General features: G+C 50.8%; 20 protein-coding genes. 9 read left to right on the plus strand and 11 right to left on the minus strand.

The annotated features are described in order from the left end of the window. Window positions 1-25 precede the first annotated feature (25 nt). Genes AC8GE9_RS09955 through AC8GE9_RS09970 form a run of 4 tightly spaced genes read left to right on the plus strand, consistent with a single transcriptional unit; the run spans window position 26 to window position 3,880 of the window. Window positions 26-1,108, plus strand: coding sequence for a hemin-degrading factor (locus tag AC8GE9_RS09955; RefSeq protein ID WP_506677010.1), 1,083 nt, complete (start codon window positions 26-28; stop codon window positions 1,106-1,108). Then, entirely contained in the window at window positions 1,096-2,016 is a 921-nt protein-coding gene (locus tag AC8GE9_RS09960; RefSeq protein WP_506677011.1) for a heme/hemin ABC transporter substrate-binding protein, read from the plus strand. Before AC8GE9_RS09955 ends, AC8GE9_RS09960 begins: the two co-directional genes overlap by 13 nt. Beyond that, the gene (locus AC8GE9_RS09965; RefSeq protein WP_506677012.1) at window positions 2,013-3,062 is read left to right on the plus strand and encodes a FecCD family ABC transporter permease; all 1,050 of its coding nucleotides are present in this window, start codon (window positions 2,013-2,015) and stop codon (window positions 3,060-3,062) included. Before AC8GE9_RS09960 ends, AC8GE9_RS09965 begins: the two co-directional genes overlap by 4 nt. Continuing rightward, window positions 3,059-3,880, plus strand: coding sequence for an ATP-binding cassette domain-containing protein (locus AC8GE9_RS09970; RefSeq protein WP_506677013.1), 822 nt, complete (start codon window positions 3,059-3,061; stop codon window positions 3,878-3,880). Before AC8GE9_RS09965 ends, AC8GE9_RS09970 begins: the two co-directional genes overlap by 4 nt. Here AC8GE9_RS09970 and AC8GE9_RS09975 read toward each other — a convergent pair. From AC8GE9_RS09975 to AC8GE9_RS10020, 10 genes are all read right to left on the minus strand, one after another. Then, window positions 3,857-4,630, minus strand: a complete 774-nt coding sequence (locus AC8GE9_RS09975) for a transporter (RefSeq protein ID WP_506677014.1) — start codon at window positions 4,628-4,630, stop codon at window positions 3,857-3,859. The genes AC8GE9_RS09970 and AC8GE9_RS09975 overlap by 24 nt on opposite strands. Window positions 4,631-4,750: 120 nt before the next feature. Then, on the minus strand, window positions 4,751-5,734 hold the full coding sequence (locus AC8GE9_RS09980) for a Bug family tripartite tricarboxylate transporter substrate binding protein (RefSeq protein ID WP_506677015.1): 984 nt from the start codon (window positions 5,732-5,734) through the stop codon (window positions 4,751-4,753). Between the two features lie 22 nt (window positions 5,735-5,756). Further along, window positions 5,757-6,344: a peroxidase-related enzyme gene (locus AC8GE9_RS09985; RefSeq protein ID WP_506677016.1), complete on the minus strand. Its 588-nt coding sequence runs from the start codon at window positions 6,342-6,344 to the stop codon at window positions 5,757-5,759. Beyond that, window positions 6,341-6,877, minus strand: coding sequence for a CMD domain-containing protein (locus AC8GE9_RS09990; RefSeq protein WP_506677017.1), 537 nt, complete (start codon window positions 6,875-6,877; stop codon window positions 6,341-6,343). Before AC8GE9_RS09990 ends, AC8GE9_RS09985 begins: the two co-directional genes overlap by 4 nt. Before the next feature lie 32 nt (window positions 6,878-6,909). After that, window positions 6,910-8,370 carry an NAD(P)-binding domain-containing protein gene (locus AC8GE9_RS09995; RefSeq protein ID WP_506677018.1) on the minus strand — a complete coding sequence of 487 codons (1,461 nt, stop codon included), beginning with the start codon at window positions 8,368-8,370 and terminating at the stop codon, window positions 6,910-6,912. Between the two features lie 112 nt (window positions 8,371-8,482). Further along, on the minus strand, window positions 8,483-9,772 hold the full coding sequence (locus tag AC8GE9_RS10000) for a threonine/serine exporter family protein (protein ID WP_506677019.1): 1,290 nt from the start codon (window positions 9,770-9,772) through the stop codon (window positions 8,483-8,485). Further along, window positions 9,762-11,390: an NAD-dependent malic enzyme gene (locus AC8GE9_RS10005; protein ID WP_506677020.1), complete on the minus strand. Its 1,629-nt coding sequence runs from the start codon at window positions 11,388-11,390 to the stop codon at window positions 9,762-9,764. Before AC8GE9_RS10005 ends, AC8GE9_RS10000 begins: the two co-directional genes overlap by 11 nt. Before the next feature lie 87 nt (window positions 11,391-11,477). Next, a complete protein-coding gene (locus tag AC8GE9_RS10010) occupies window positions 11,478-12,155 on the minus strand; it encodes a cysteine hydrolase family protein (RefSeq protein ID WP_506677021.1) in 678 nt (225 codons plus the stop codon). A gap of 37 nt (window positions 12,156-12,192) precedes the next feature. Continuing rightward, window positions 12,193-13,158, minus strand: a complete 966-nt coding sequence (locus tag AC8GE9_RS10015) for a Bug family tripartite tricarboxylate transporter substrate binding protein (RefSeq protein ID WP_506677022.1) — start codon at window positions 13,156-13,158, stop codon at window positions 12,193-12,195. A 50-nt stretch (window positions 13,159-13,208) separates the two neighbouring features. Then, window positions 13,209-14,009, minus strand: coding sequence for an SDR family NAD(P)-dependent oxidoreductase (locus AC8GE9_RS10020; RefSeq protein ID WP_506677023.1), 801 nt, complete (start codon window positions 14,007-14,009; stop codon window positions 13,209-13,211). 351 nt (window positions 14,010-14,360) lie between these two features. Here AC8GE9_RS10020 and AC8GE9_RS10025 point away from each other — a divergent pair, with 351 nt between their 5' ends. After that, entirely contained in the window at window positions 14,361-15,809 is a 1,449-nt protein-coding gene (locus AC8GE9_RS10025; RefSeq protein ID WP_506677024.1) for a hypothetical protein, read from the plus strand. Here AC8GE9_RS10025 and AC8GE9_RS10030 read toward each other — a convergent pair. Then, a complete protein-coding gene (locus AC8GE9_RS10030; protein WP_506676400.1) occupies window positions 15,748-16,914 on the minus strand; it encodes an IS4 family transposase in 1,167 nt (388 codons plus the stop codon). The two genes, AC8GE9_RS10025 and AC8GE9_RS10030, sit on opposite strands and share 62 nt — an antisense overlap. A gap of 239 nt (window positions 16,915-17,153) precedes the next feature. On the opposite strand from AC8GE9_RS10030, the gene AC8GE9_RS10035 reads away from it, so the two are divergent. The 4 genes from AC8GE9_RS10035 (at window position 17,154) to AC8GE9_RS10050 (ending at window position 21,704) form a co-directional block, all read left to right on the plus strand. Further along, window positions 17,154-18,386 carry a CaiB/BaiF CoA transferase family protein gene (locus tag AC8GE9_RS10035; RefSeq protein WP_506677025.1) on the plus strand — a complete coding sequence of 411 codons (1,233 nt, stop codon included), beginning with the start codon at window positions 17,154-17,156 and terminating at the stop codon, window positions 18,384-18,386. Window positions 18,387-18,456: 70 nt separating this feature from the next. Continuing rightward, entirely contained in the window at window positions 18,457-19,623 is a 1,167-nt protein-coding gene (locus AC8GE9_RS10040; RefSeq protein WP_506677026.1) for an acyl-CoA dehydrogenase family protein, read from the plus strand. Window positions 19,624-19,705: 82 nt separating this feature from the next. Continuing rightward, on the plus strand, window positions 19,706-20,776 hold the full coding sequence (locus AC8GE9_RS10045) for an ABC transporter substrate-binding protein (RefSeq protein WP_506677027.1): 1,071 nt from the start codon (window positions 19,706-19,708) through the stop codon (window positions 20,774-20,776). Window positions 20,777-20,822: 46 nt separating this feature from the next. Then, window positions 20,823-21,704 carry an isocitrate lyase/PEP mutase family protein gene (locus AC8GE9_RS10050; RefSeq protein ID WP_506677028.1) on the plus strand — a complete coding sequence of 294 codons (882 nt, stop codon included), beginning with the start codon at window positions 20,823-20,825 and terminating at the stop codon, window positions 21,702-21,704. Window positions 21,705-21,707: the final 3 nt, after the last annotated feature.

Below are 21,707 nucleotides of genomic sequence, written 5' to 3' on the forward strand. Positions count from 1 at the left end.
CGACGTCCACACAAGGAGAATTTTTATGTCCGAAGCCAACCAGACAGTCCGCGCAGCGTTCGCCACGATGCGTCGTGAGGGCCCCCGCAGACATCGCGATATTGCCAAGATCTTGTCGATATCAGAAGCTGAACTACTTGCAGCGCATTGCGGTCCCATTGACCCCGAAGAAGCCCTCACACTTGAAGTGACCCGTTTAAATACGCAGTGGCCAGAACAAATATCAAGCATTGCGTCTCTAGGATCTGTGATGGCCTTAACCAGAAATACCTCATGTGTTCATGAAAAGATTGGTATTTACAGTCCTGTTAGTCAGGCTGGTGACATCGGACTTGTGGCGGGCGAAGCGATTGACCTGAGACTATTTTATAAAAATTGGTATGTGGGTTTTGCCGTGATTGAGCAAACGGCTCGGGGTGTGCAACATAGCCTTCAGTTCTTTGATCGAGGTGGAGTTGCGATTCACAAAATATTTTTACGTCCCGAAAGCCAGAGCATTGCCTTTGAAGAGATCAAACATCGATTCGCTGCAGCGCTGCAGACTCCCATGATCTCAATGTCCCCACGTGTCGGGGCTAAACCAGAACGAAACGATGCCGAAATCGATATACCTGGATTACAAAAGGATTGGACCGCCATGCGCGATACTCATGATTTCTTTTTGATACTCAAAAAACACAATGTCTCAAGACTTCAGGCATTTCGTCTGATTGGGGCTGCTTATACGCAACAGGTCAAGACAGGTGATTTTCGGCGGGTATTGGGTCTTGCCTCGGATAAAAAAATCCCAGTCATGGTGTTTGTCTCCAATTCTGGGGTGATTCAAATTCATACTGGGATTGTTAGCAATATCTCTGTGACGCAAGGTTGGCTCAATGTGCTTGATTCAGATTTCAATTTACACCTCAGGCAGGATTGCATTTCTAGTGCGTGGATTGCTCGAAAGCCAACCGTAGATGGTGTGGTGACATCGCTAGAGTTGTTTGATCATGGTGGTGAGGTCATCACCATGATATTTGGTCAGCGCAAACCTGGTTTTCCTGAAAACATCCAATGGCGTGCGTTACTAGATGAGTTGTCGATAGGGGGACGTGTATGCGCCGCATAACACCTGCCCGGCTTCCTGAAACGCTGGCTTTTTTAATGCGTCGTCGCGCACTTAGCCGTCTCGGTACCATCGGCGTCTTGGCGATGAGTCAAAAAATTCATGCGAAAAGTATGAGTGTTCGACCCCCAAGGATTGTCTCGGTGGGCGGTGCCTTGACTGAGATTGTCTATGCCCTAGAGGCGCAGTTCTGCCTCGTAGGTGTGGACTCGACCTCAAGCGTCCCACAGCAAGCGCAGCTTCTCCCGCAGGTCGGCTATGCACGCCGACTATCCGCAGAGGGTGTTTTGGCGTTATCCCCCACCTCTGTTTTGGTCACTGAGGAGGCAGGTCCGGCAGAGGTGCTTCGTCAAATTTCTGCTGTCGGCGTACCTGTTGAGGTCATGGATTCTGGATACCGCTTCGAGGGACTGGTTCAACGTATCGCTCGTATCGGCAGACTCTTATCTTGTGAGGCGGAGTCTGTTGCGTTGATTGAGCGTCTGAGTCTGGAGTGGAGCGAGGTTTGCGCATCGGTCTCTCACCAAAGTACAGTGCGCCCTCGCGTGCTCTTTCTTTTTGCGCACAGCACAAGTCGTCTCATGGCTGCAGGCATGCAAACGGGTGCCCATGCGATGATCGAGTACGCAGGTGCGATCAATGCAACTTCAGGTTTTACAGGTTTTAAGCCTCTCACACCCGAGTCTTTGATCGCTGCACGGCCAGACGTCATTTTACTGACAGAACATGGATTTCGTAGCTTGGGAGAGCGCTCGTCCGTCCTCAAGCTTCCTGGATTCAGTCAAACGCCAGCGGGTCGTCATCAACGTATCGCGGTGATGGACGCAAGCTTGTTGCTCGGTTTTGGTCCAAGGTTACCTATGGCCGTTCAAACATTGAGTGAACAGTTCAGGACTTCGGTTATTGCATGAGTGCTCTTAAAAATCCAAGGACCTTGGTTTTTCTGCTTTCTTTCATCGCACTTTTTCTAAGCATTCTGGTTGCACTACAAACGGGTGCTTTTCCGATCAATGCTGAAGTTTGGTTCTCAATGCTCAGAGGTGATCACACAATATTCACCGCATCTCAACACGGCGATATGTATGTTCTTTGGTATTTACGTATTCCGCGCGTGATGCTTGCCGTATTCATGGGGGCCGCCTTGGGTCTGGCGGGCACCTTGGTGCAGGGCTTGTTTCGTAATCCCTTGGCAGATTCGAGTTTGCTAGGGGTGACAACGGGGGCAGCCTCAGCCGCAGCTCTCACGATCGTGCTGTGCTCAGGGGATCGTATTGCCATGTTTGGGATTGCCAAAATCTGGCTATTACCCATCATGTCGTTTTTGGGTGCTTTTTTAACGTGTATGACGCTCAATATAAGTTCGAAATGGCTTGCGCCAGGTTCAATTTCTGGACTGCTTTTGTTAGGCATTGCTTTAAATGCACTAGGTGTTTCGATCATCGGTTTGTGTACGTATCTCGCGACTGACGAGCAATTACGGAGCCTATCCTTTTGGACACTAGGTTCATTGGCCGGTGCCAATTGGACGATGGTTGTGATAATGAGCCTCTTGATTGTGCTTGTTTATGCCTGTTCAAGTCGCATGGCACAGCATCTAAATGCCCTGAGCCTGGGTGAAGTCACGGCGGCGCATCTCGGCATTGTTGTGAGTAGGTTGCGTTGGTCTATTTCTGTGATGGTTGCGTTATTGGCTGGACTGTCGGTCGCCTTTTGTGGGGTGATCGGCTTTGTTGGTCTCCTCGCACCCCATCTCGCGCGAGCCCTTATTGGCGCGGACCAGCGAGTTTTGTTGCCTCTTTCAATGGTCATGGGCGCATTGTTGATGCTGACGGCTGACACCATCGCACGGACGATTGCCATTCCCGCCGAAGTGCCCGTAGGTATTTTTACTGCTTTATTGGGGAGTCCTTTTATGATCGTGTTGTTACGTGCCCGTCGGCATCGAATTGGGTCATGACGATGCTTCTAGTCGATGAGGTGGTTAAGAAACTGGGGAGGCGCTCTTTTGGTCCCTATTCACTTTGCATTCATCACAAAGAGTGTGTCGCCATCGTAGGTCCGAATGGTGCTGGCAAGTCAACACTCCTAAAGCTCATATCGGGTACCTATCCACCAAAGAGCGGACGTATTTTTTTCAATCATCGACCCCTTAGCTCTTGGACCGCACAGGCGCTGAGCCAAAATCGTGCTGTTTTGTCACAGTCTCAAGATATTGCGTTTGCGCTCCCCGCTCGGATTGTGATCGGTTTAGGTCGCGTCGCGCGCAAAAACGACCCTCAACATCATCAGATTATTGCTCAAGCGGCTGACTTGCTCGAGGTCACGCATCATTTGGATCAGACGATTGATACTTTGTCAGGTGGTGAGTTGGCGCGCGTCCATCTTGCGCGCATTGTGGCGCAGCTCTGGGATGTTGAGCAGGGTTTGATATTGATGGACGAGCCGATGGCCGCCATTGATCCAGGGTGTCAAGATTTTTTATTGGAAACCTTGATGCGTTTTGCACACATCCGCAAGCATGCGGTGATTGCCGTCATGCACGACCTCAATCATGCATTGAGATATTTCAATCGACTCGTGCTGGTGCATCCAGCAGGAAAATTAGAGACGGTAACAAGTGGCATAGAGGCAAAAAATGCCTTAGAAAATTTATTTAAGGTGCGTTTATCTTGTCTCAGAGATGAACAAGGCGATCATGTGATGCTACCGCTGAGATCAACGCATATGAAAAGAGTTGAGTCGCCTCTGTCGTTAAAACTGCCAGGTCACACCTGAAATGATAGACCAGTTGTATTCTCGACTTGGGCTGCCTAGAGCCCGACTTCCGATGACACCCAAACCGAGTTGTACATTTTTAATGGGTGCATATACTGCGCCAATTTGGGCATAAGCAACTTGAGCACTTGTGGCATTTGGATTTGTATCGAGTCCTGCATCTAAGCCAAGCTTCCATTGTTGGTTCAATACCCAGACGGGTGCGACAGAGACTCCCCACAGATTCTGGGCCTGTTGTTCCTCAGCGCCGCTGTAGGAAAAGTTGCTGGTGTAGCGTGCATTGAGGTGAATTTCATAGGTTGGCTGCAGGTAGGAGCTGATCAGCGACACGGTGCCATTTGTTTTGCCGTTACCGAGTCCAGAGGCTTCCATGCTGCGCGAGACAGGCGTTAAAAGTGCCGGTTTTATAGCGAAGCTCCAGCCTTCTTCGGCATTTCCTGCAAAGCGCCATTTAAGACCAATGGCTGAGTTCATCCAGCCATTAGTCGGTGAGGTTTGTCGAACGATCCCAACGAACACGTCAAGGTCGTCTGTTAACCCACGTGTGTAGGTGATGGGAAAAGCGTTGCTCGTGCCGTAGTCACCAGGAAAGTACGTTCCGTCCGCTGCAACACCCACGCCTCGCTCTTTGGTAAAGACGTAGTTCAGTTCGAGCTGATTACCACCTTCGCCTTGTGTCCCTGTGTCATCGGTCACAAAGGGGAAGTAGGCGTGAGAAGGTAATGATAAAAAAAATGACGCTGAAGTCATGAGCGAAAAAACGAATGCGCGCAAACTAAGACTTGAAGCACAGAGGGTCACAAGCGACTCCAAAAGATGACATTGACAGATGTCATATTTTAGATGATCGCTCGCTGCTAAAGTAAAAAATTACTGCGCCTTAATACCTGCGGCTTGAATGACTGCGCCCCATTTTTCAAGCTCTGCATTTAAATGCGAGGATAATTTTTCTGCAGATCCGCCTAGCGTAGTCGCACCAATGGCGGCGAGCTTCTTTTGGAAATCAGGATCTTTTAAAACGGCATTGATTTCAGCATTCATCTTGTCGACAATGGGTTTGGGTGTGCCTTTTGGGGCTAGCATCGCGAACCATGTTGAAGATTGCAGTTTTGGAAAGCCTAGCTCGGTCGTGGTAGGAACATCCGGTAAGGCTGGTGAGCGCGTATCAGACAAAATTGCGAGAGCTCTGACTTTTTCCGCCTTAACCTGACTCGCGATACCGGGCACGAGCTGGAACATAAGTTGGATATCATTTGCGATCATGTTGGTGGTGGCGGTACCCGGCGCGTTGTAGGGTACGTGAACCATTTTTGCACCGGTCTGCGTCATAAACAACTCTCCCGCTAAATGCATAGAGCTTCCGATTCCTGTTGAGCCAAAGTTCAGCTTTCCAGGATTGTTTTTGGCGTACTCAACGAATTCTTTAAGTGTTTTGACTGGCTGCCCATTGTTGACGACCAGAATATTCGGGACATCACAAATCAATGCGATAGGCGTGAAATCTTTTTGCGAGTCAAAGCCTGGCGTGCTGTAGAGCTTGGGGCTGACAGCCAAGGTACCTGCCCATGAAAATAAAAAGCGATAGCCATCCGGAGCGCTTTTCGCAGCAAATGTCGCGCCAATATTTCCGTTAGCGCCAGGTTTATTTTCAATGATAAAACTTGTTTTGAGTCTGGTGGCTAATTGTTCCGCCAACATCCTGGCGATGGTGTCGCCTGTGCCACCGCCTCCTGGTGCGGGGACAACGATGTGAATAGGTTTTCCAGCCTCAGGCCATGTCTGCGCCGAAGTGGGCGATGAGAATATTGCCGCCAGCAAGGCAGCACCGGTGAGTGTTTTAAGCATGGATTGCATAGATTTCTCCTGATTGAGAATGTCAAGCTGAGGGAAAGACAGGTTCGCCGAGATTGAGCATCAAGCGATTTGCCCAAGCGAAAATGGCGACAGAGTGAATCAGGTCCAGAATTTCAGCATCGTCTAAGCCGACATTTTTAAGCGCTTGGATATCAGAGGCAGATACTGTGTCAGGTTTTTCAGTTAGCAGAATACTGAACTGAACAATCGCCTTTTCTCGGTCAGTCGTTCCAGCCGTACGAGGATCCGTGAACACTTGTTTGATACTGTCATTTCTTTTGGCGAGTTGCTCGAAACGCTGAGCATGCACTGAGGCGCAATACACGCATCCGTTGATACGGGATACTACTGCGGTGGAGAGTTCACGCTCGGCACGGGGCATCCCACCGGGTGCATACATGATGGCATTGAACGCGGCGGAGCGCTGTCGCAAAATATCAGGCTGGTGCGCGAGAAAAAGGTAATAGTCAGATTCTTTTGCCTTGGGGTGGCTTTCTTCGAGGATCGCGATCTGTTCGGCGCTTGCTTCGCTGATCTTGACGACGTCGAGCCATGCTTTCCAATCCAGTGTTTCGTTGGTAAAGCCTTTGATGCGGATGACTTCGCTCATGACTGTGCTCCTTGCGTATTCAAGGCTTTCAGGGCATGAAGTCCTGCATAGACTCTTACCTGGTACGACACGAAAGCAACTAACTGGGACAGTGCGGTAATCTGAGGCGTGGTGAGCCCCGAGGCCTGCAGGGCAAGTAGTGCTTGTTTGTCTGCTTTGATGGGATCCGTGATCAGAGCTGCGGTAAATATCAGTATCTGTTTGAGACGCAGATCCTCGAGTTGAGCAAGTTGAGCGCTTGCCACAACTTGGATCGTATGGTCTGGTACGCCTAAGGCCGAGAGTCTATTCGCGTATTCATGTTTCAATGCCTGCGACGGCGTGAGGGTACAGGCAAGCAAGGCCACGAGGAGTCGATCACTGACTGACAGTCCCTCTACAGGACCACCAAGCAGCAGATCCTCGCTTGCCTGTGTCGCATCCACTACTTTTGTGCGCTGATGCCTGATCTCGTAGGTCTGTGAGCCAGGGACGAGTTCGAGCAGACGATCTAGCGTATCCGGTTTATTTTGCAATGCTTCATGATTTGACATGTCTCTTCCTGTTCAATGATTGCAAGTGATCGTTAGTGAGTGTTTTTAAGGATCTGCGGTGGCAGGGCGGCAGACCACTCATCACCCATGATCTCAGGTTCTGCAAAGTTTTTGATATTTTCAAAGTGCTCAGCGACATCCTCTCTATAAAACAAACTCACGATGCCTTGAGCGAGCCTCTTGGCCCCATCGCTGATCGCGGGAATATCACCCGAGACGGTGCCGTGGGAGAGGGTGGCCGGATAGCAAAACACATGAATCCGCTCAAGGCCGGGACATTGACCTGGATTCTTTTCTTTTAAGTCAAAAATTGTCCCCAAGTCGGGGGAGTCTTGGAGCTCCCTATCCTCGAGACCGACTTCATGCTGGTAGCGGTCACCCCACGTGCGCAGATGTTTGGCAATCACTGCGTATTCAGGGCGGGCGAGCCAGTCTATTTTGAATCCCGTCGCAAAAATCAGAAAGTCGAGTTCGAACACGCCTTTGGGAGTACGAATCGTCAAACTACCCTCGGCGTTGACGGTGATGTCATCGATGGGACATCCTAGATTGAAACGTGCATTGGCGTGTTGGGATACGCGCAAGGTGCTCCCGCGCGGAGGCGGCACTTGTTGCGCATTGATGTAGTGACGAATGCGCCATTTCCATTCATCTGGCAAATCAATATGACCATGTGTCAGTCCCGGATTGCCAGCGCCCTTGCCTTTATTGATTCGAGGTAAGTCTGAGCGTCTGATTAGCATGTCGACGCTCTTTGCGCCGCACTCGAGCGCGGTCGCTGCGCTGTCCATGGCCGAGGCACCTGCACCAATCACGCCCACGCGTTTTCCCTTGAGTGCGTGATAGTCGAGGGAATCTGAAGAGTGTGCTTTGAACTGAGGGGGGACTTTGTCTGCAAAGTGGGGGAGTGACGGACCACCGAGACCATCCCGTCCAGAGGCGATAACGACTCGTCTCGCTAAAATCTTTTCAATGCCCTTGGGGTGTTGCACTAAGAGCTCGACGAGTTGATCCGCTCTAGGATTGACTTCTAGCACCTGATGTTCATTTCTAATATCGAGTTTGGTGACCTTGCGATACCAGCGCAGATATTGCATCCATTGCGTGCGTGGGATTTTGTCGAGCTCAGTCCAGGCCTGTGTACCAAACTGGGCCTCAAACCAGGCGCGAAAGGTGAGGGCAGGCAAGCCGAGTGCTGGACCTGTTAATTGCTTGGGCGATCGCAGTGTTTCCATGCGTGCAGTGGTCACCCACGGTCCTTCATAGCCCTCGGGTGCGCGATCAAACAAGACGGGATGGAGTCCCAAGAGATTGAGTGCCATACCTGCTGCGAGTCCCGCCATCCCCGCGCCAATGACGGCGACTTCGATGACAGGTTGTCCCTCGTGCGATTTTTTAATCATCCAGGGCTTAGATGGAAGTTCTAGCCACGAAAGATCTTGCCTAAGTCTTGCTTCAAGCAAATCAAGGCCATGTTGAGCGTGTGCTTGCATGAGGAAGAGAGCCGAAATCAGAAGGGTCTGAAATGAAATGTTACTTTTTATTGTCTACTACTAATGGACTTAAAGGCAAATGTTTCTTCTTTATAAGCAAATAAGCTCAGAGCTAACGCCACCGTTCTGGAAGGGCTGATTTTCTATTCCTAGATTCAAACCAGCCATCAATCAGCATTTTCGGGATAATCAATCCCATCGTCATTGCCATCACAATCAGAAAGATAGTGGTGCCATTAAAGACAACACTCGTCAACATTGCGAGAGTGGCGTCAATGTCCGCGCGATAAACCTCGACCAGACCACTGGCGAGTTTTAAAACAAAAATACCGGGCATCATCGGTACCACAGCACCAAAGGCGAGGGCGGCAAAGGGGAGTTTCAAGTATCTCGCCAAAATTGCGGTGATGGTGCCCGCGATCAGGCAGGCGACGAATGCACCAAGCACCACTCCACCACCGTTTTCCAATATGAGCCAGCGAATCGCATGGCAAAGCATGCCCACCAATAGCGGTGCAACGAGGATTCGCCAGGGGAGAGAATATAAGGCACCAAAGGCTGAGATGACGACCCCCGCAGAAACGATGTCAAGCCATAGCGGAACTTCATCTGGCGGCATGCTATGGGTTAATGAGCCGTTTGTGATCATGAGACCCACCAGAAGTCCTGTGCAGATCACCAAGAAAATCATGAGGCTATATGTAAAGCGCGCGACACCCAGGCTAAAGCGACCTCTCGCTAAATCGAGTGACGCATTTAATACATGCGCGCCCGGCATGAGCATCATGCAGGGAATGATGTCTACAAATTGTAGTGGCATACCTGCAAAGAAATGTCGCGAAGCTCCACCTATCAGGCCCGCGACCGACGCTGCAACAAGAGGCTGTACAAATAGATTTTCACCTGCAAGAGCGCGGCGCAAGATCGCGCCTAACGCAGCAGAAAAAAATATTAAAGCAAGCGCGAGTGAGCTTGTGACGCCAAAAATCAAACCAAGCGCTGCAGCCCCCAAGCCTGTCAACATCACAAAGCGCAGATAACTACTGGGTTGGAGGACTTCGATCGCCATGATTTCAACTTCCGCGCGAGAAACTTCCTCCTCAGTTAAAGGCGAGGGCAGGGCGGATACGCGATCAATCAAATGGATCGTTTCAGAGACCTTGTTCATCGCAACGCCAGTGGGCCGAATATGAACAGATACCTCACGCCATGGCGTGGATGCCGCCGCAGACCAAGGTCTAAAACGCAGAAGAATAAAATCCCATTGTGGCAAGACGACTACCTCGTAACCAAACGCACGCGCCAATCGCGTTGTCGCCTCAATGACGCGTTGAGTCGTTTGGCCATTCGCATGAAGTAGTGCCGCTGCCCGAAGGATGCACGCGATGCGGTCAGTCACCATAGACGGGTTTGTAGGCTATTTCTTTGATGTGCGCAGCAATATCCGTTGGCCGATCGACGCTCGCTAAGCCCTGATCAAAAACGTAAGTTGCAACTTTCGCAGCGGTATGTAAGGAGGCTGCAAGGATTTGCGACTGAGGCGGATAAATGAGACCTGAGTTCAGATCCTCTTGCGTGACCTGTTCAGCAACAGCCTTGGCGGCCACGATAAACATTTGTTGAGTCACACGCTTGGATTGTGTGGCGAGTACCGCCATCCCCATGGCTGGAAAGATGTAAACGTTATTGCCTTGACCGGGAATAAACGTTTTTGCACCTAAGGTCACAGGATCAAAGGGGCTACCACTGGCAAAAATTGCCTTACCGTTTGACCATTTGTAGGCCTCTTCGGCCGTACATTCTGAGCGCGAAGTCGGATTGGAGTAAGGGAAAATGATAGGCTGGGCATTGACCTTGGACATGGCCTCGATCACAGCCTGATTAAAGAGTTTGGGGACTGTGCTGACGCCGACGATTCCGTTTGGTTTGATGGCGTTGATTGCATCGACAAACGACTTGCATGGTGCATGTTGATGCGCAAAAGGCTTCTGAAAATCCGCTAAATCGGTGCGTGTGGATTCCACCAGTCCGTTGATGTCAAACAACCAGTTTCGACCGCGCGCTTCTTCGATGGTGAGCCCCTCCATAACCATGGCTTCGCTAATCAGCTCGGCAATGCCTGTGGCGGCAGAGCCAGCTCCCATAAAGAGAAAGCGCTGCTCGGTCAGTTTTTGACCGGTGATGCGAAGGGCTGCATACAGACCTGCAAGCGCAACACCTGCAGTGCCTTGAATGTCATCGTTGTAAGTACAGATCTTGTCTTTGTACGTTTCTAAAATTGGGACAGCATTAAAGTTTGCAAAATCTTCCCATTGCAAACAACATTTTGGATAAAGTGTTTGTACGGCATCGACAAACTCAGCGATGAACGCGTGGTATTCGTCGCCCCGCACACGCTGCTGACGCAAGCCGAGGTAGAGCGGGTCATCCAGTAGGGTCTGGTTGTTGGTGCCTACATCAAGCGTGATCGGAAGTGTGAGCTCAGGAGGAACGCCAGCGACTGCGGTGTAAAGCGCCAATTTGCCGATCGGGATGCCCATACCGCCCACACCTAGGTCGCCCAAGCCGAGAATACGTTCGCCGTCCGTGGCCACGATAAAACGAATGTCTTTTTGCGGCCAGTTCGACATCAACTCTTTCAAACGCCCTTTGGCACTGATAGGCAGATAAAGTCCGCGTGTCGCGCGGAAAATATGATCGAACTTTTGACAGGCCTCGCCAACCGTTGGCGTATAAACGAGAGGCATGAACTTGGCGGCATCAGACATCAGCACTGCATAAAAAAGTGTCTGATTACGACTTTGCAAGTCCATTAAAAACAAATAGCGCTGCAAATCTGTGTCGAGCATGTCAAGCTGGGCGTGAACCCGAGCCACTTGAAGCTCAAGGGTATCGACGCCAGGAGGTAAAAGCCCCTCCAGGCCTGCTGCTTTTCTCTGCGCTGCGGTAAACGCCGTACCGCGGTTCACGAGCGAGTCGTGCAGAACGGAATAACCTGTGTTTTGAATAGAGATCGACATCTTTGCAGCTCCGAGCGCAACGTTTTTATTTTCAACAAAATGTTAAATAAAAACCTCTTTAATGCTAGCAGAGTTTAACGTCGGTTTTTAACGAATAAACGTTAAAGTTTCGTTAGTGCTGGCCACCTGACAATAAATCCAGTTGATGGTCTTGAGTTCATTGTCGTGTAACTCGTCTGTCGCAGCAGCGCAGGCATCATGACAGACGATGACATCAAAACTTTCGTCAGCGAGACTACGAACCGTGCTCGAGACGCACTGATCCGTAAAAATACCCACACAAATGACATGCTGTACACCTAGGTTATTGAGCATGAGCCGCAGATTCGTGCCTGTCAGGGCACTGTCGGTCGTTTTTAACACGACGATTTCTTCGGGCTTTGGCGCGAGGGCATCGATGATTTGACTCTCCCAATCATTTTTGGGCAGCAGCAAATTATTGAAACCTGGCTTGCGTTGTGAGAGTGAGCGATCGCGCCCATCAGGGGTTTGACAAGCGATGCGCGCATGCAGCACGTTCATATCCTTTGACCGACATGCCTGGATCAAGCGTTGAATGTTGGGAATGACTTGTTGGTGCATGCGCGTCATGAAGGGCGCCCAACGAGCACGCTCTATGGGATCCTTAGATTCAGTGAGATAGGTATTTTGCACATCGATGACAAGCAAAGCGGTTTTAGCAGCAGCAAACTCAAGGTCGTCCGGAATAGGCGCCTGTTCGTAATAAAAAGAGCGGTAAGCCGTTTTCCAACTTTCTTGAGCCATACTGTTCTCCTGGTGTTTAAGCGTGTCACACTATTTACTATGGTTGAATATTTTTACTACGAATCAGTCGTTCCCATTTCGCTGTGTCTTGGGCTAATAACTCCGCCAATTGCTGCGGTGTCGAGGCAGCGGGTTGTGCGCCAGAATTGGCTAAACGCGTTTTAACCGCATCATTGGCTAGGACGCGCACGATTGCTTTATTGAGGCGATCGATTTCTGCGGGAGGCGTGGCTTTAGAGGTAAAGATCGCATACCAGTTATCAGAGTCTACGCCCTTGATACCCATTTCTTCAAATGTTTTGATATCCGGCAAAAGTGGATGACGTTGTGTTGCCGCTAGGCCAACAGGTTTGAGCTTACCTGCTTTGACGTTGTTGATCAGACCGGGGATATCTCCAAAAAATCCATCCACATGGCCTGCCATCACATCTGTAATCGCAGGTGCTGCGCCTTTGTAAGGGACATGGACTAAATTCGCACCGGTTTTATCGACCACTTGCTCCATCGCCAAGTGAGGCACGCTGCCAGCGCCCGAGGACGCCATCGTGGTACGCTGCTTTTTGGCATTGGCAACAAACTCGGCTGGATTGTTCGCTGGATTGTTTGGGTGAACGACCAGCAGCTCTACGTTATTGACCACAAGCGAGACAGGCGCCAGATCTTTTTGTGGGTTGTATGACAGTTTGGGGTAGAGGCTGGGATTGATGGCGACTGCGCCGACACTGGTCAGCCATAGGGTATTGCCATCGGGTGCGGACTTGATCACATAGTCGGCCGCTATCGCGCCGTTGGCTCCCGCTTTATTTTCAACAATGACGAGTTGACCCAGTTCCTTGGACAGTGCCTCGCTGATGCTGCGTGCGACAAAATCGACAGGACCTCCAGGAGGAAAGGCGACAATTAGTTTGGTGGTTTTGGCTTGTGCCATGGCAAATTGCGGTGCGGCAGCGATCATCAGGGTGCCGAGAAACGTATAGGCTATTTTTTTAATGGTGTTCTTCATGCTGTGTCTCCAAAAGAAATTGATTGTGATTGATAGCATTCATTAAAAAATTAACCACAGCGTACAGACATTCCGCCATCGACAACAATCTCAGTACCGGTAATGAATCGTGCCTCGTCCGAAGCGAGAAATACGGCTGCATTGGCAGTGTCTCGCCCGTCGCCCATAAAGGGTAAGGGTATGCGAGCTTGTCGCTGTTCGAGTAATTTTGCGACATCTCCGCCTGATCGTTGGCCCGCGAGCCTGACCTCAACCATGGGTGTGTGGAGTTGGCCGGGGACGATGGTGTTGACCCGAATGCCCTTCTTGGCATACTGAATCGCAACCACTTTGGAGAGCTGAATCACACCCGCTTTCGTCGCCGCATAGGCGACCTGTGCGGAACCCGTCCAGCGGGTGCCCGAGGTGGAAGACATATTAATGATCGCACCGCTACCTTGCTTTTCCATGATGGGCAAAACATGTTTACAGCTCAGAAAGACGCTTTTGAGATTGCTGTCGACCTGTGCGTCCCAAACGTCCTCGTCGAGTTCGACCGGTCCGCCAGAGGCTGAGCCACCCACGTTATTAATCAAGATATCGATGCGTCCCCATTTTTCAATGCACTGACGAACGATGTCGGCGATTTGGGCGCTCTGTGTGACGTCGCAGTGGGCAATTTCAATGTCACCACCGATCGCCTTGATGCGCTCAACGGTCTCGTCCATTCGGGCTAGATCCTTATCGACGCCAAATACTTTCGCACCTTCTTCGACGAAACGAACCGCCATCGCCCGACCATTGCCCCAGCCAGGTCCTACGGACCCTGCGCCCAAAATAAGGGCAATTTTTCCTTTTAATCTAGCTGTCATGTCATCCTCGGGTATTTGTTTTGATTGAGTTTAAAAGTGGCCATGCTTGTACAGTGCGCAAATTGTATTGGCTGGCAGAGTGATATTGTTTGTTAGAAATTCGAGTGTATGACCTGTTTCGCAATAGCGGTAAGATTTTGTGTTTTAGCTGAATGAATCCCCGACCCCCATCCCAGCTGGTAAGTCCCTGGATCATGCGTACCCGTAATAATAATTTCAGCTAATTTTCTATCTTTGAGTAAAGAATGAATAGCTCAGTCATTTTGTCAGTATTTGTCGGTATTAATAAACATTCTTTAATATAAAATATTCGGTAATATCATCCATAAATACTCATATTAAAGATTTATTATGACGATCAAAACCTTACTTGTTTTCTCATTGATATCCGTATCAATTGCACTTTCAGGATGTGGCGGATCAAACTCTAGCACTGCTGATTTAAACAGTAATACTACGGTCGCCTTTGCTAATCAAAGTGCGTTTAATTATGCTCAGGTTTCGATAGTCAATAGTGAGGGCAGAGAAACCTTTGTGATTGGGGACGTGCGCTGCCCATCTGGCGCAAAGAACTGCTATATCAATACTGATGTGACGATCAATGCAGGTGATGCGCTTTTATTTAAAAACTCCTACGGAGTCATGGTTGGCGCAATCACTGCTGCAGAATCATCGAGTGGTTATACACCACTGAGCCCAAGCTCGTTGTCTACCGGTTTCTATTTGGCCCAACGTCTATCGTCTGAGCTATTGAACGAGTCAGGTATCTCTTGGCAAGAATTTAACCAACGCACCCTCACTTTTTTTACAAACTACGATAGTCCCGATGGTAGTGCGGACCCGTTTGAGGAATTGGGCGATTATTATGCTAGTCAAATTACTAAGACCGCTGCTTCAGAAAGGGCTTTTTTAGATGCGCTAAAGGCTCGTCTTCTGGATTGGGAGATCGTTGACCCGAATGTTTTCCCAGGCACTCGAACCGCTGCAGCCAAATCCTTATTAAAGTACAAAGCTCTTTTTGCTAACAGTCATTTCACTTTGATATCTAAAGCCCATGCTCAAGAGGCTCCTTGTAATGCAGCCCTCACAACATTCTTATCTTTTGCTGGCGCTATTGGTCAGGTCCTCCCGATTGTGGGTGATGGAGTTCAAGCCGCCAGTGACTTGGGCGCGAGTTATTGTGCGGGGACCTCATCAGACACCACATTGATTTTGTCACAACTAAGTAATTTACAAACAAGCGTCAATAACATATCTAAAACGCTTGCTACCCTAAGCAATTTTGTTTTCACAAGAGAGGTCAACCTCAAGACTACAGAGTTTCAAGATCTTGCTCAAGCAGCTCGTCAATTAGACAAGGACTATCAGGGATTTCTAATTGCTAATAATAGCGCGAGCCTCGAGCAGTTTTTTGCGAATGCTGGCGGCTGGCAAGCTGGAGTGGCAAAGGGTAAGAGTCAACTACAAGCAATCTTGAATGCACCTTACACAAATGATGGTAGGGGGATCTATACACGCATCATACAAACTACAGCTAATGCTGACTTTGATACTTATCTGGCTGCGCTTTCGAATAGTTGTGGTCAATTAACGCTATCTTCACCCGAAAATTTTTTAGTTAGGCGTCAAATTTGCAATAACGCCATTATCGCAAATTCCGGCAGGTTGGTTGCGGCACAGTCAGTCTCTTTGCTCATTTTTAAAGATATATATGCGATCAGTAGTGTCCCAACGTTTCTCATAGGAGATCAAGCTGATTTTGCTCGAAATCGATACTTGAATTTTCGTGGGGCGGGTTAAGTAGTTGATTTATTGGTGTTGTTTCAAACATAGTCAAACTCAGGATTTGTAAAATTTCGTGAAGACTGTTGGGCAGTTTCAAACGTTTTTTGAGTATCGCGATCAGCACGTAAGTGCAGACCGCGATCCAAATTTGCGTCTTGACTGCGTTCTCGCTGGTACCCAGAAAGGTCTTGATTCGAAGGTGTTGCTTGATCCATTTGAAGAACAACTCGACCTGCCATCGCTGTCGATAGAGTGCGGCAATCATCTCGGGGCTGAGCGCAAAGTTGTTGGTCAGAAAGGTCAAGCGTTTGCCATTCTCGTCTTTGGCTACAACGCGACGAATCACTTGCGGATACTCTTTGGCGGTGTAGTAGACGGTGAGCACGCCGGTCTGATCGCATATGATTTGTGTGTTCGCGCGATCGACTGGTTGGGAGTATCGCCGCTGAAACTTTGTGTTGGACTTGGCTCGCGTGACAAAGAACGCTTGCGATTGATGAATGGCATAAAGCCGTTGGTAGTCGAGGTAGCCGCGATCCAGCAAATAGAATGCCCCTGGCTCGATAATAAGATCGTCCAGCACGTTGACCTCGTGCGTCTTGCCGTCCGTAATGCTGATAAAGCTTGGGATTGCGCCCCGCAGGTCGAGCAGCGTGTGGAGTTTGATCGCGCCCTTGGCTCGACGAAACGGTGCCCACGGATACATCGACAGGCACAGATCGATCGTAGTCGCATCGAACGCATAAACCGTTGCGTCCAAATCGATACCGAGAGGCTCGTCGATATAAAGCGGCCTCGCAATCCCAATCAGATGCTGAGCGTAATCGGCATAGATCTGCCAAGGACGCGTCGCGTTCGCATTGGCCAGCGTATTGCGAGACAGCGTCGCACAACGAAATCCCATGTGGTAAAGACGCTTGGCCTGTGCGCGAAGATTGACTTCGATGTCGCGAAGCGACTCCCGATATGTCAATTGAGCAAAGGCCATCGCGAGAAACTGATCCAAGCAGGTAAAGTCCTTGACCTTGTGATCGCCTCGATGCGCGGCGACGCAACGCCGAAAAGTTGTCAGTGGCAGATGCATCATGATCTGCGAGAAAACGAGTTTGCCTTGGTGCATGAGGGTTCCCCGCGAGAAGTCGCGAACAACCCTCAGTCTGCTCGAAATCAAAGTTGAAATCGAGACCAGACAAAATGACCGAATTAGGCAATAAAATCATTAACTTACAAGCTCTTGGCGTGCAAACGTTGGGACACTACTGATTCGCGCAGACGAATAAATCAAATGTTTCAGGCTTGACTAGGTCAGCCTAGATACAAGAAAAAGCCGTCAGCAGACCAACAGGATGGAGACGCTGGATGAGCAAGTTGAGTGGCATTCGTGTAATCGACATGAGCCGAGTGTTGGCAGGGCCGCTCGTTGGCCAGATGTTGGCTGATCTAGGTGCCGAGGTCATCAAAGTGGAGCACCCAAAGACTGGGGACGAAGCCCGACAGTATGGCCCGCCCTTTCGCGGGGATGATGCCGAGGGAGAAACCGCATTTTTTCTAGCGGCCAACCGCAATAAACGCTCCATCGCTATCGACTTTTCCACCCCAACTGGCAGCCAGATCATTCGCGATCTTGTTCAGCAATCTGATGTTGTGATTGAAAACTTCCGAGTCGGGACACTAAAGCGCTACGAACTGGACTATCCGCGACTCAGCGCCAACCATCTTGGGTTGATCTATTGCTCGCTGACGGGATTTGGTCAAACGGGCCCGTATGCCGAACGCCCGGGCTATGACGCGATCTTTCAGGCGATGGGTGGGCTGATGAGCAGCATCGGCTATCCGGACGAGCACCCGGCCGGCGGCCCCTTGCGCTCCGGGCTGTCCATCACGGATGTGATCACAAGCCTTTATGCCAATGTGGCGATCCTTGCTGCCTTGCAAGCCCGTCATCACAACGGCGGAGCAGGCGACTACATTGATATCGCTTTGATGGACTCCACCGTTGCCACCATGTCGCACTACGCCATGCACTACCTTATAAGTGGTCAAATGCTGCCGCGACGTGGCAACTCAGGCAACGGCGGCACTCCCTCCCAAGTTTTTCACTGCAAGGACGGCGCCATCATGTTGACTGTTGGCAACGATGGGCAATTCAAAAGATTCTGTCAGGCGCTTGGCCAGCCTCAATGGGCGACTGACGAACGGTTCGCGACCAGCGTGGCGCGCATTCGTAATCGTGACACCTTGGTTCCCATTCTAGAAGCATATTTCGCTGGGTGCGTTACCAAAGACTGTCTTCAGGCGCTGATCAATGCAGACATTCCCACTGGACCCATCAACAATATTGCCCAGGTGTTTGCCGATCCGCAGGTTGTCTCAAGGGATCTGCACAAAAGCATCCCTGATCGGACGGGCGATCCGATGGACATGATTGCCAATCCGATCCGTTATGCACGAGAGCCCATCTCCTCCTACTTACCACCTCCCAGGCTTGGTGAGCATACCGACGAAGTGCTGCGTGAGAGGCTGTCCTACTCCGACGCACAACTTGCACAACTGCACCTTGCGGGTGTGATTCATCGAGGTCAACCATCTTGATGCCATCATCTGCCACTGACCAAAAACAAACACCCCTCCCTGATCCCCAGGCCATTGCCAAGGACCCCTCATGACCATTCGACACACCCAACAACAACAGGAATTGATCGAGCAGATCAGACTCTTTGCTCAGCGCGAAATTATTCCATTGGAAAAGCGTGCGAAGAACGATCCCTCGCTAGGATCACAGATGTTGGCTGCACTCGGGTCTGCCGGATTGTTGGGTCTGAACATTCCAGAAAACTATGGCGGGATCGGGCTTCCTCATCTGGATGCGGCGATGTGCATCGAGGAAATGGCTCGCCACAGTCTAGACGCCGCAGGATACATGTCATGCGCAAGCCTAGGACAGGCTTATTACATCTACGCATTCGGGACGGAGGAACACAAACGCAAATATCTACCCGATATCTGTGCTGGTAAGTACTCGGTCGCGATCGGTATCACCGAGCCAGGTGCTGGCACTGCGTCAACGGCGTTGCTCACACGCGCAACCCTGGGTGAGGAAAAGATCGTCATCAACGGGCGCAAGCACTACGTATCCAACACCGCCAACTCCAACCTTTTCATTATCTATTGCCGACTCAGCAACCGCCCTCGCGCCAAAGGTATCGGCGCAATTCTGGTGGAGCGTGGCACCAAGGGATTCAGCATAGATCGACTCAGTGAAAACATGGCTGGCCATTACCAGGCCGACCTGCTGTTCGATGATTGCGAGGTCCCCGCCACCAACCTGCTGGTCGGCGAGGGGGGCTTTGCCGAGCTCACCCATTGCTACAACCTCGAACGTTGCGGTGGGACCGCGCTTATCATTGGCACGGCTATTGGTGCTTACGACAGTGCGCTTGAGCACGTCTCGAGCAGAGAGCAATTCGACCGCACACTCGATTCTTTTCAGGCAGTACAAATGCGCCTAGCCAACATGGCTATCCTTATTTACGCCGCCCGCGTCATGCTCTACAACACACTCAACGATACCGATGGGTGGCCCAATGCTCTAGAGTCGTCCATGCTAAAGGTCTTTGGGAACGAAAGTGCGCGCAGCATTTGTGATGATGCGATTCAGGTCATGGGCGGTGCGGGCTACCTCAGGGAGATGGGGGTGGAGAGACGTTATCGATTTGTACGTGGCTATTCCATTGCCGGCGGCCCTTTGGATATTCACCGCAGCATGATTGCTGGATGGCTGACCAATAAGCGGTTCAGTCAGTGGGCAGAAGCTGGTAAGACCAATTGACTATTCATTCTTTACTCTTTCCGTTGTAAAACACTATCAAGATTGCACAGACAATCCAAACAAACACAGGAGACCCACCATAATGACCATCCAAAAGACCAGGAAAATGGCGATCACTATTGCCGCCACGTTGCTTGCTGGGCAATTTGCACTTGCCCAAACCCCACAAAAAGTGACAATCGCAATCGGCACCAGTGTGATTGATGCCTCACAGGCCAACAATACCTCTGTCCCACTCTACACTGATTGCTGGAAGCGTGAAGGCCTGAATGTCACCATTCAGCCTACCAACTCTTCTGCTGCGATGCAGGCTGTCCTTTCCGGCCAAGCACAATTTGTCAACATGGGACCGGGTGCCGCAATCCTGGCCCGTGCCAAGGGTGCACCTATCAAGGCCGTGTACCTGAACATGCGCCGCAATTTTCAGTTCCCTGTTGTCCTTGAGACCAGCTCGATCAAATCCATTCAGGATTTCAAGGGAAAAACGATTGGCGTGATCTCCTACGGTGCACAACTGGTTGAAATCATCAAGGGCATGATTGCCGAGGCCGGTCTCGATCCTAACAAGGACGTAACCTTTGTGGAGACGGGTGCAGGAGCCCAAGCCATTGCTGCGCTCACAAGCGGTAGGGTCGATGTCTGGGGCACCTGGGATTCACAAATCGCAACCGCAGAAAACATGGGCATCAAGCTCCGGCGATTTTCCACCCCTGAGGCTGAGAAACTCGTCTTTGGCGGCTCCTACTTTGTTCGTGATGACTATATTGAAAAGCACCCGGACGTAATCGCTAAAGTGTTACGGTGCGTAGCACAGGGATCAGCCATGGTGCTTGAGAACCCCGAGGGTGCAGTCAAAGCCCACTGGAAAATTTACCCAGCTTCCAAGCCGACCAACTTGAACGATGCGGATGCCATGAAGCAAGCGCTAAACCTCATCAAAGTGCGCAGCGAGTTCATCTCGCCAGAGGCGGGCGCCAAATGGGGGGAGTTTCCTCCGCAGGCCGCCGCGGTAATGGTCGACTTCATGCGCAACAACAAGCGGCTTGATGCACCCCTTGACCCCAACTCTCTTTACACCAACCAGTTCGTCAACGCGATCAACCAGTTCGACCCTGCGGTTGTCAAGAAACAGGCCACAACGCTTGGCAACTAGCCGATCACCTTAACCAGTCTAACCAACATTGACCTCGAATCCAGCCATGAAACCAGCACCCGAGCAAGTTACCGCCCCCGCGCAACTACGACATCTGCTTGAAAAGCGTTGTGCGGTGGCGACGCCGGGTTGCCATGATCCACTAGGAGCAATGCTAATCGCCGAGGCGGGATTTGAGGCCATGTCGATGTCCGGCTATTCGTTTGCGGCGAGCCTGGCCAAACCGGATATTGGGTTAATTTCGAGCACACAGATGACGGAACAGTCCACGACCATCGCCCAGACAGTCGCACTGCCCTTGCTGGCAGATGCAGACACAGGCTATGGTGGGATCAGCAATATCGCTGAAACCGTACGTGCGTATGAACGCGGTGGCGTGGCTGGCCTGCACCTAGAGGATCAGGTCAATCCTAAACGGTGTGGTGCCATGGCCTCCAAGGTCTTGGCTTCTGACGAAGAAATGCGACATCGCATTCGCGCTGCCATTGCGGCTCGCAACGAATTGCTGATTGTTGGGCGCACCGATGCACTTAGCATCGCAGGGCTGGACGAAGCCATCCGACGCTGCAAGTTGATGGCCGATGCCGGTGCTGATGCTGTAATGGTCCCCTCGCTTTCCAGTCTTGAAGACATCGAGAAAGTCGTACGCGCTTCACCTGTCCCTGTGGTGCACACCGTGGCCGAAACAGTACGTCCGCTTTTTACTCAGGCACAACTGGCCGGGACAGGTCTCGGAATGGCGATGTATCCGATCACCCTCATTCAGGCGATCACCCAACTGCAGCGAACCATTCTTTCCGAGCTCAAGACAACAGGTACCACCACACGCTTTGTTGAATCCATGATACCGTTACCCCAGCTCTCGGCATTGCTGGGCGCCAGCCGATACGAGGCGTTCGAGTCCTCAATCCTGGACCGTAAGGAGTAAATG

The organism is Zwartia lucis (genome assembly GCF_965234455.1).
Taxonomy (GTDB): domain Bacteria; phylum Pseudomonadota; class Gammaproteobacteria; order Burkholderiales; family Burkholderiaceae_B; genus Zwartia; species Zwartia lucis.

Excerpts from the sequence above, each read along its gene's own strand:
- AC8GE9_RS10020 (WP_506677023.1), bottom strand. The coding sequence starts at position 14,009 with ATGACAGCTAGATTAAAAGGAAAAATTGCCCTTATTTTGGGCGCAGGG.
- AC8GE9_RS10015 (WP_506677022.1), bottom strand. The coding sequence starts at position 13,158 with ATGAAGAACACCATTAAAAAAATAGCCTATACGTTTCTCGGCACCCTG.
- AC8GE9_RS09965 (WP_506677012.1), top strand. The coding sequence starts at position 2,013 with ATGAGTGCTCTTAAAAATCCAAGGACCTTGGTTTTTCTGCTTTCTTTC.
- AC8GE9_RS10025 (WP_506677024.1), top strand. The coding sequence starts at position 14,361 with ATGACGATCAAAACCTTACTTGTTTTCTCATTGATATCCGTATCAATT.
- AC8GE9_RS09955 (WP_506677010.1), top strand. The coding sequence starts at position 26 with ATGTCCGAAGCCAACCAGACAGTCCGCGCAGCGTTCGCCACGATGCGT.
- AC8GE9_RS09980 (WP_506677015.1), bottom strand. The coding sequence starts at position 5,734 with ATGCAATCCATGCTTAAAACACTCACCGGTGCTGCCTTGCTGGCGGCA.
- AC8GE9_RS09975 (WP_506677014.1), bottom strand. The coding sequence starts at position 4,630 with ATGACTTCAGCGTCATTTTTTTTATCATTACCTTCTCACGCCTACTTC.
- AC8GE9_RS10050 (WP_506677028.1), top strand. The coding sequence starts at position 20,823 with ATGAAACCAGCACCCGAGCAAGTTACCGCCCCCGCGCAACTACGACAT.
- AC8GE9_RS10000 (WP_506677019.1), bottom strand. The coding sequence starts at position 9,772 with ATGGTGACTGACCGCATCGCGTGCATCCTTCGGGCAGCGGCACTACTT.
- AC8GE9_RS10040 (WP_506677026.1), top strand. The coding sequence starts at position 18,457 with ATGACCATTCGACACACCCAACAACAACAGGAATTGATCGAGCAGATC.
- AC8GE9_RS09990 (WP_506677017.1), bottom strand. The coding sequence starts at position 6,877 with ATGTCAAATCATGAAGCATTGCAAAATAAACCGGATACGCTAGATCGT.
- AC8GE9_RS10030 (WP_506676400.1), bottom strand. The coding sequence starts at position 16,914 with ATGCACCAAGGCAAACTCGTTTTCTCGCAGATCATGATGCATCTGCCA.
- AC8GE9_RS09985 (WP_506677016.1), bottom strand. The coding sequence starts at position 6,344 with ATGAGCGAAGTCATCCGCATCAAAGGCTTTACCAACGAAACACTGGAT.
- AC8GE9_RS10010 (WP_506677021.1), bottom strand. The coding sequence starts at position 12,155 with ATGGCTCAAGAAAGTTGGAAAACGGCTTACCGCTCTTTTTATTACGAA.
- AC8GE9_RS10045 (WP_506677027.1), top strand. The coding sequence starts at position 19,706 with ATGACCATCCAAAAGACCAGGAAAATGGCGATCACTATTGCCGCCACG.
- AC8GE9_RS09995 (WP_506677018.1), bottom strand. The coding sequence starts at position 8,370 with ATGCAAGCACACGCTCAACATGGCCTTGATTTGCTTGAAGCAAGACTT.
- AC8GE9_RS09970 (WP_506677013.1), top strand. The coding sequence starts at position 3,059 with ATGACGATGCTTCTAGTCGATGAGGTGGTTAAGAAACTGGGGAGGCGC.
- AC8GE9_RS09960 (WP_506677011.1), top strand. The coding sequence starts at position 1,096 with ATGCGCCGCATAACACCTGCCCGGCTTCCTGAAACGCTGGCTTTTTTA.
- AC8GE9_RS10005 (WP_506677020.1), bottom strand. The coding sequence starts at position 11,390 with ATGTCGATCTCTATTCAAAACACAGGTTATTCCGTTCTGCACGACTCG.
- AC8GE9_RS10035 (WP_506677025.1), top strand. The coding sequence starts at position 17,154 with ATGAGCAAGTTGAGTGGCATTCGTGTAATCGACATGAGCCGAGTGTTG.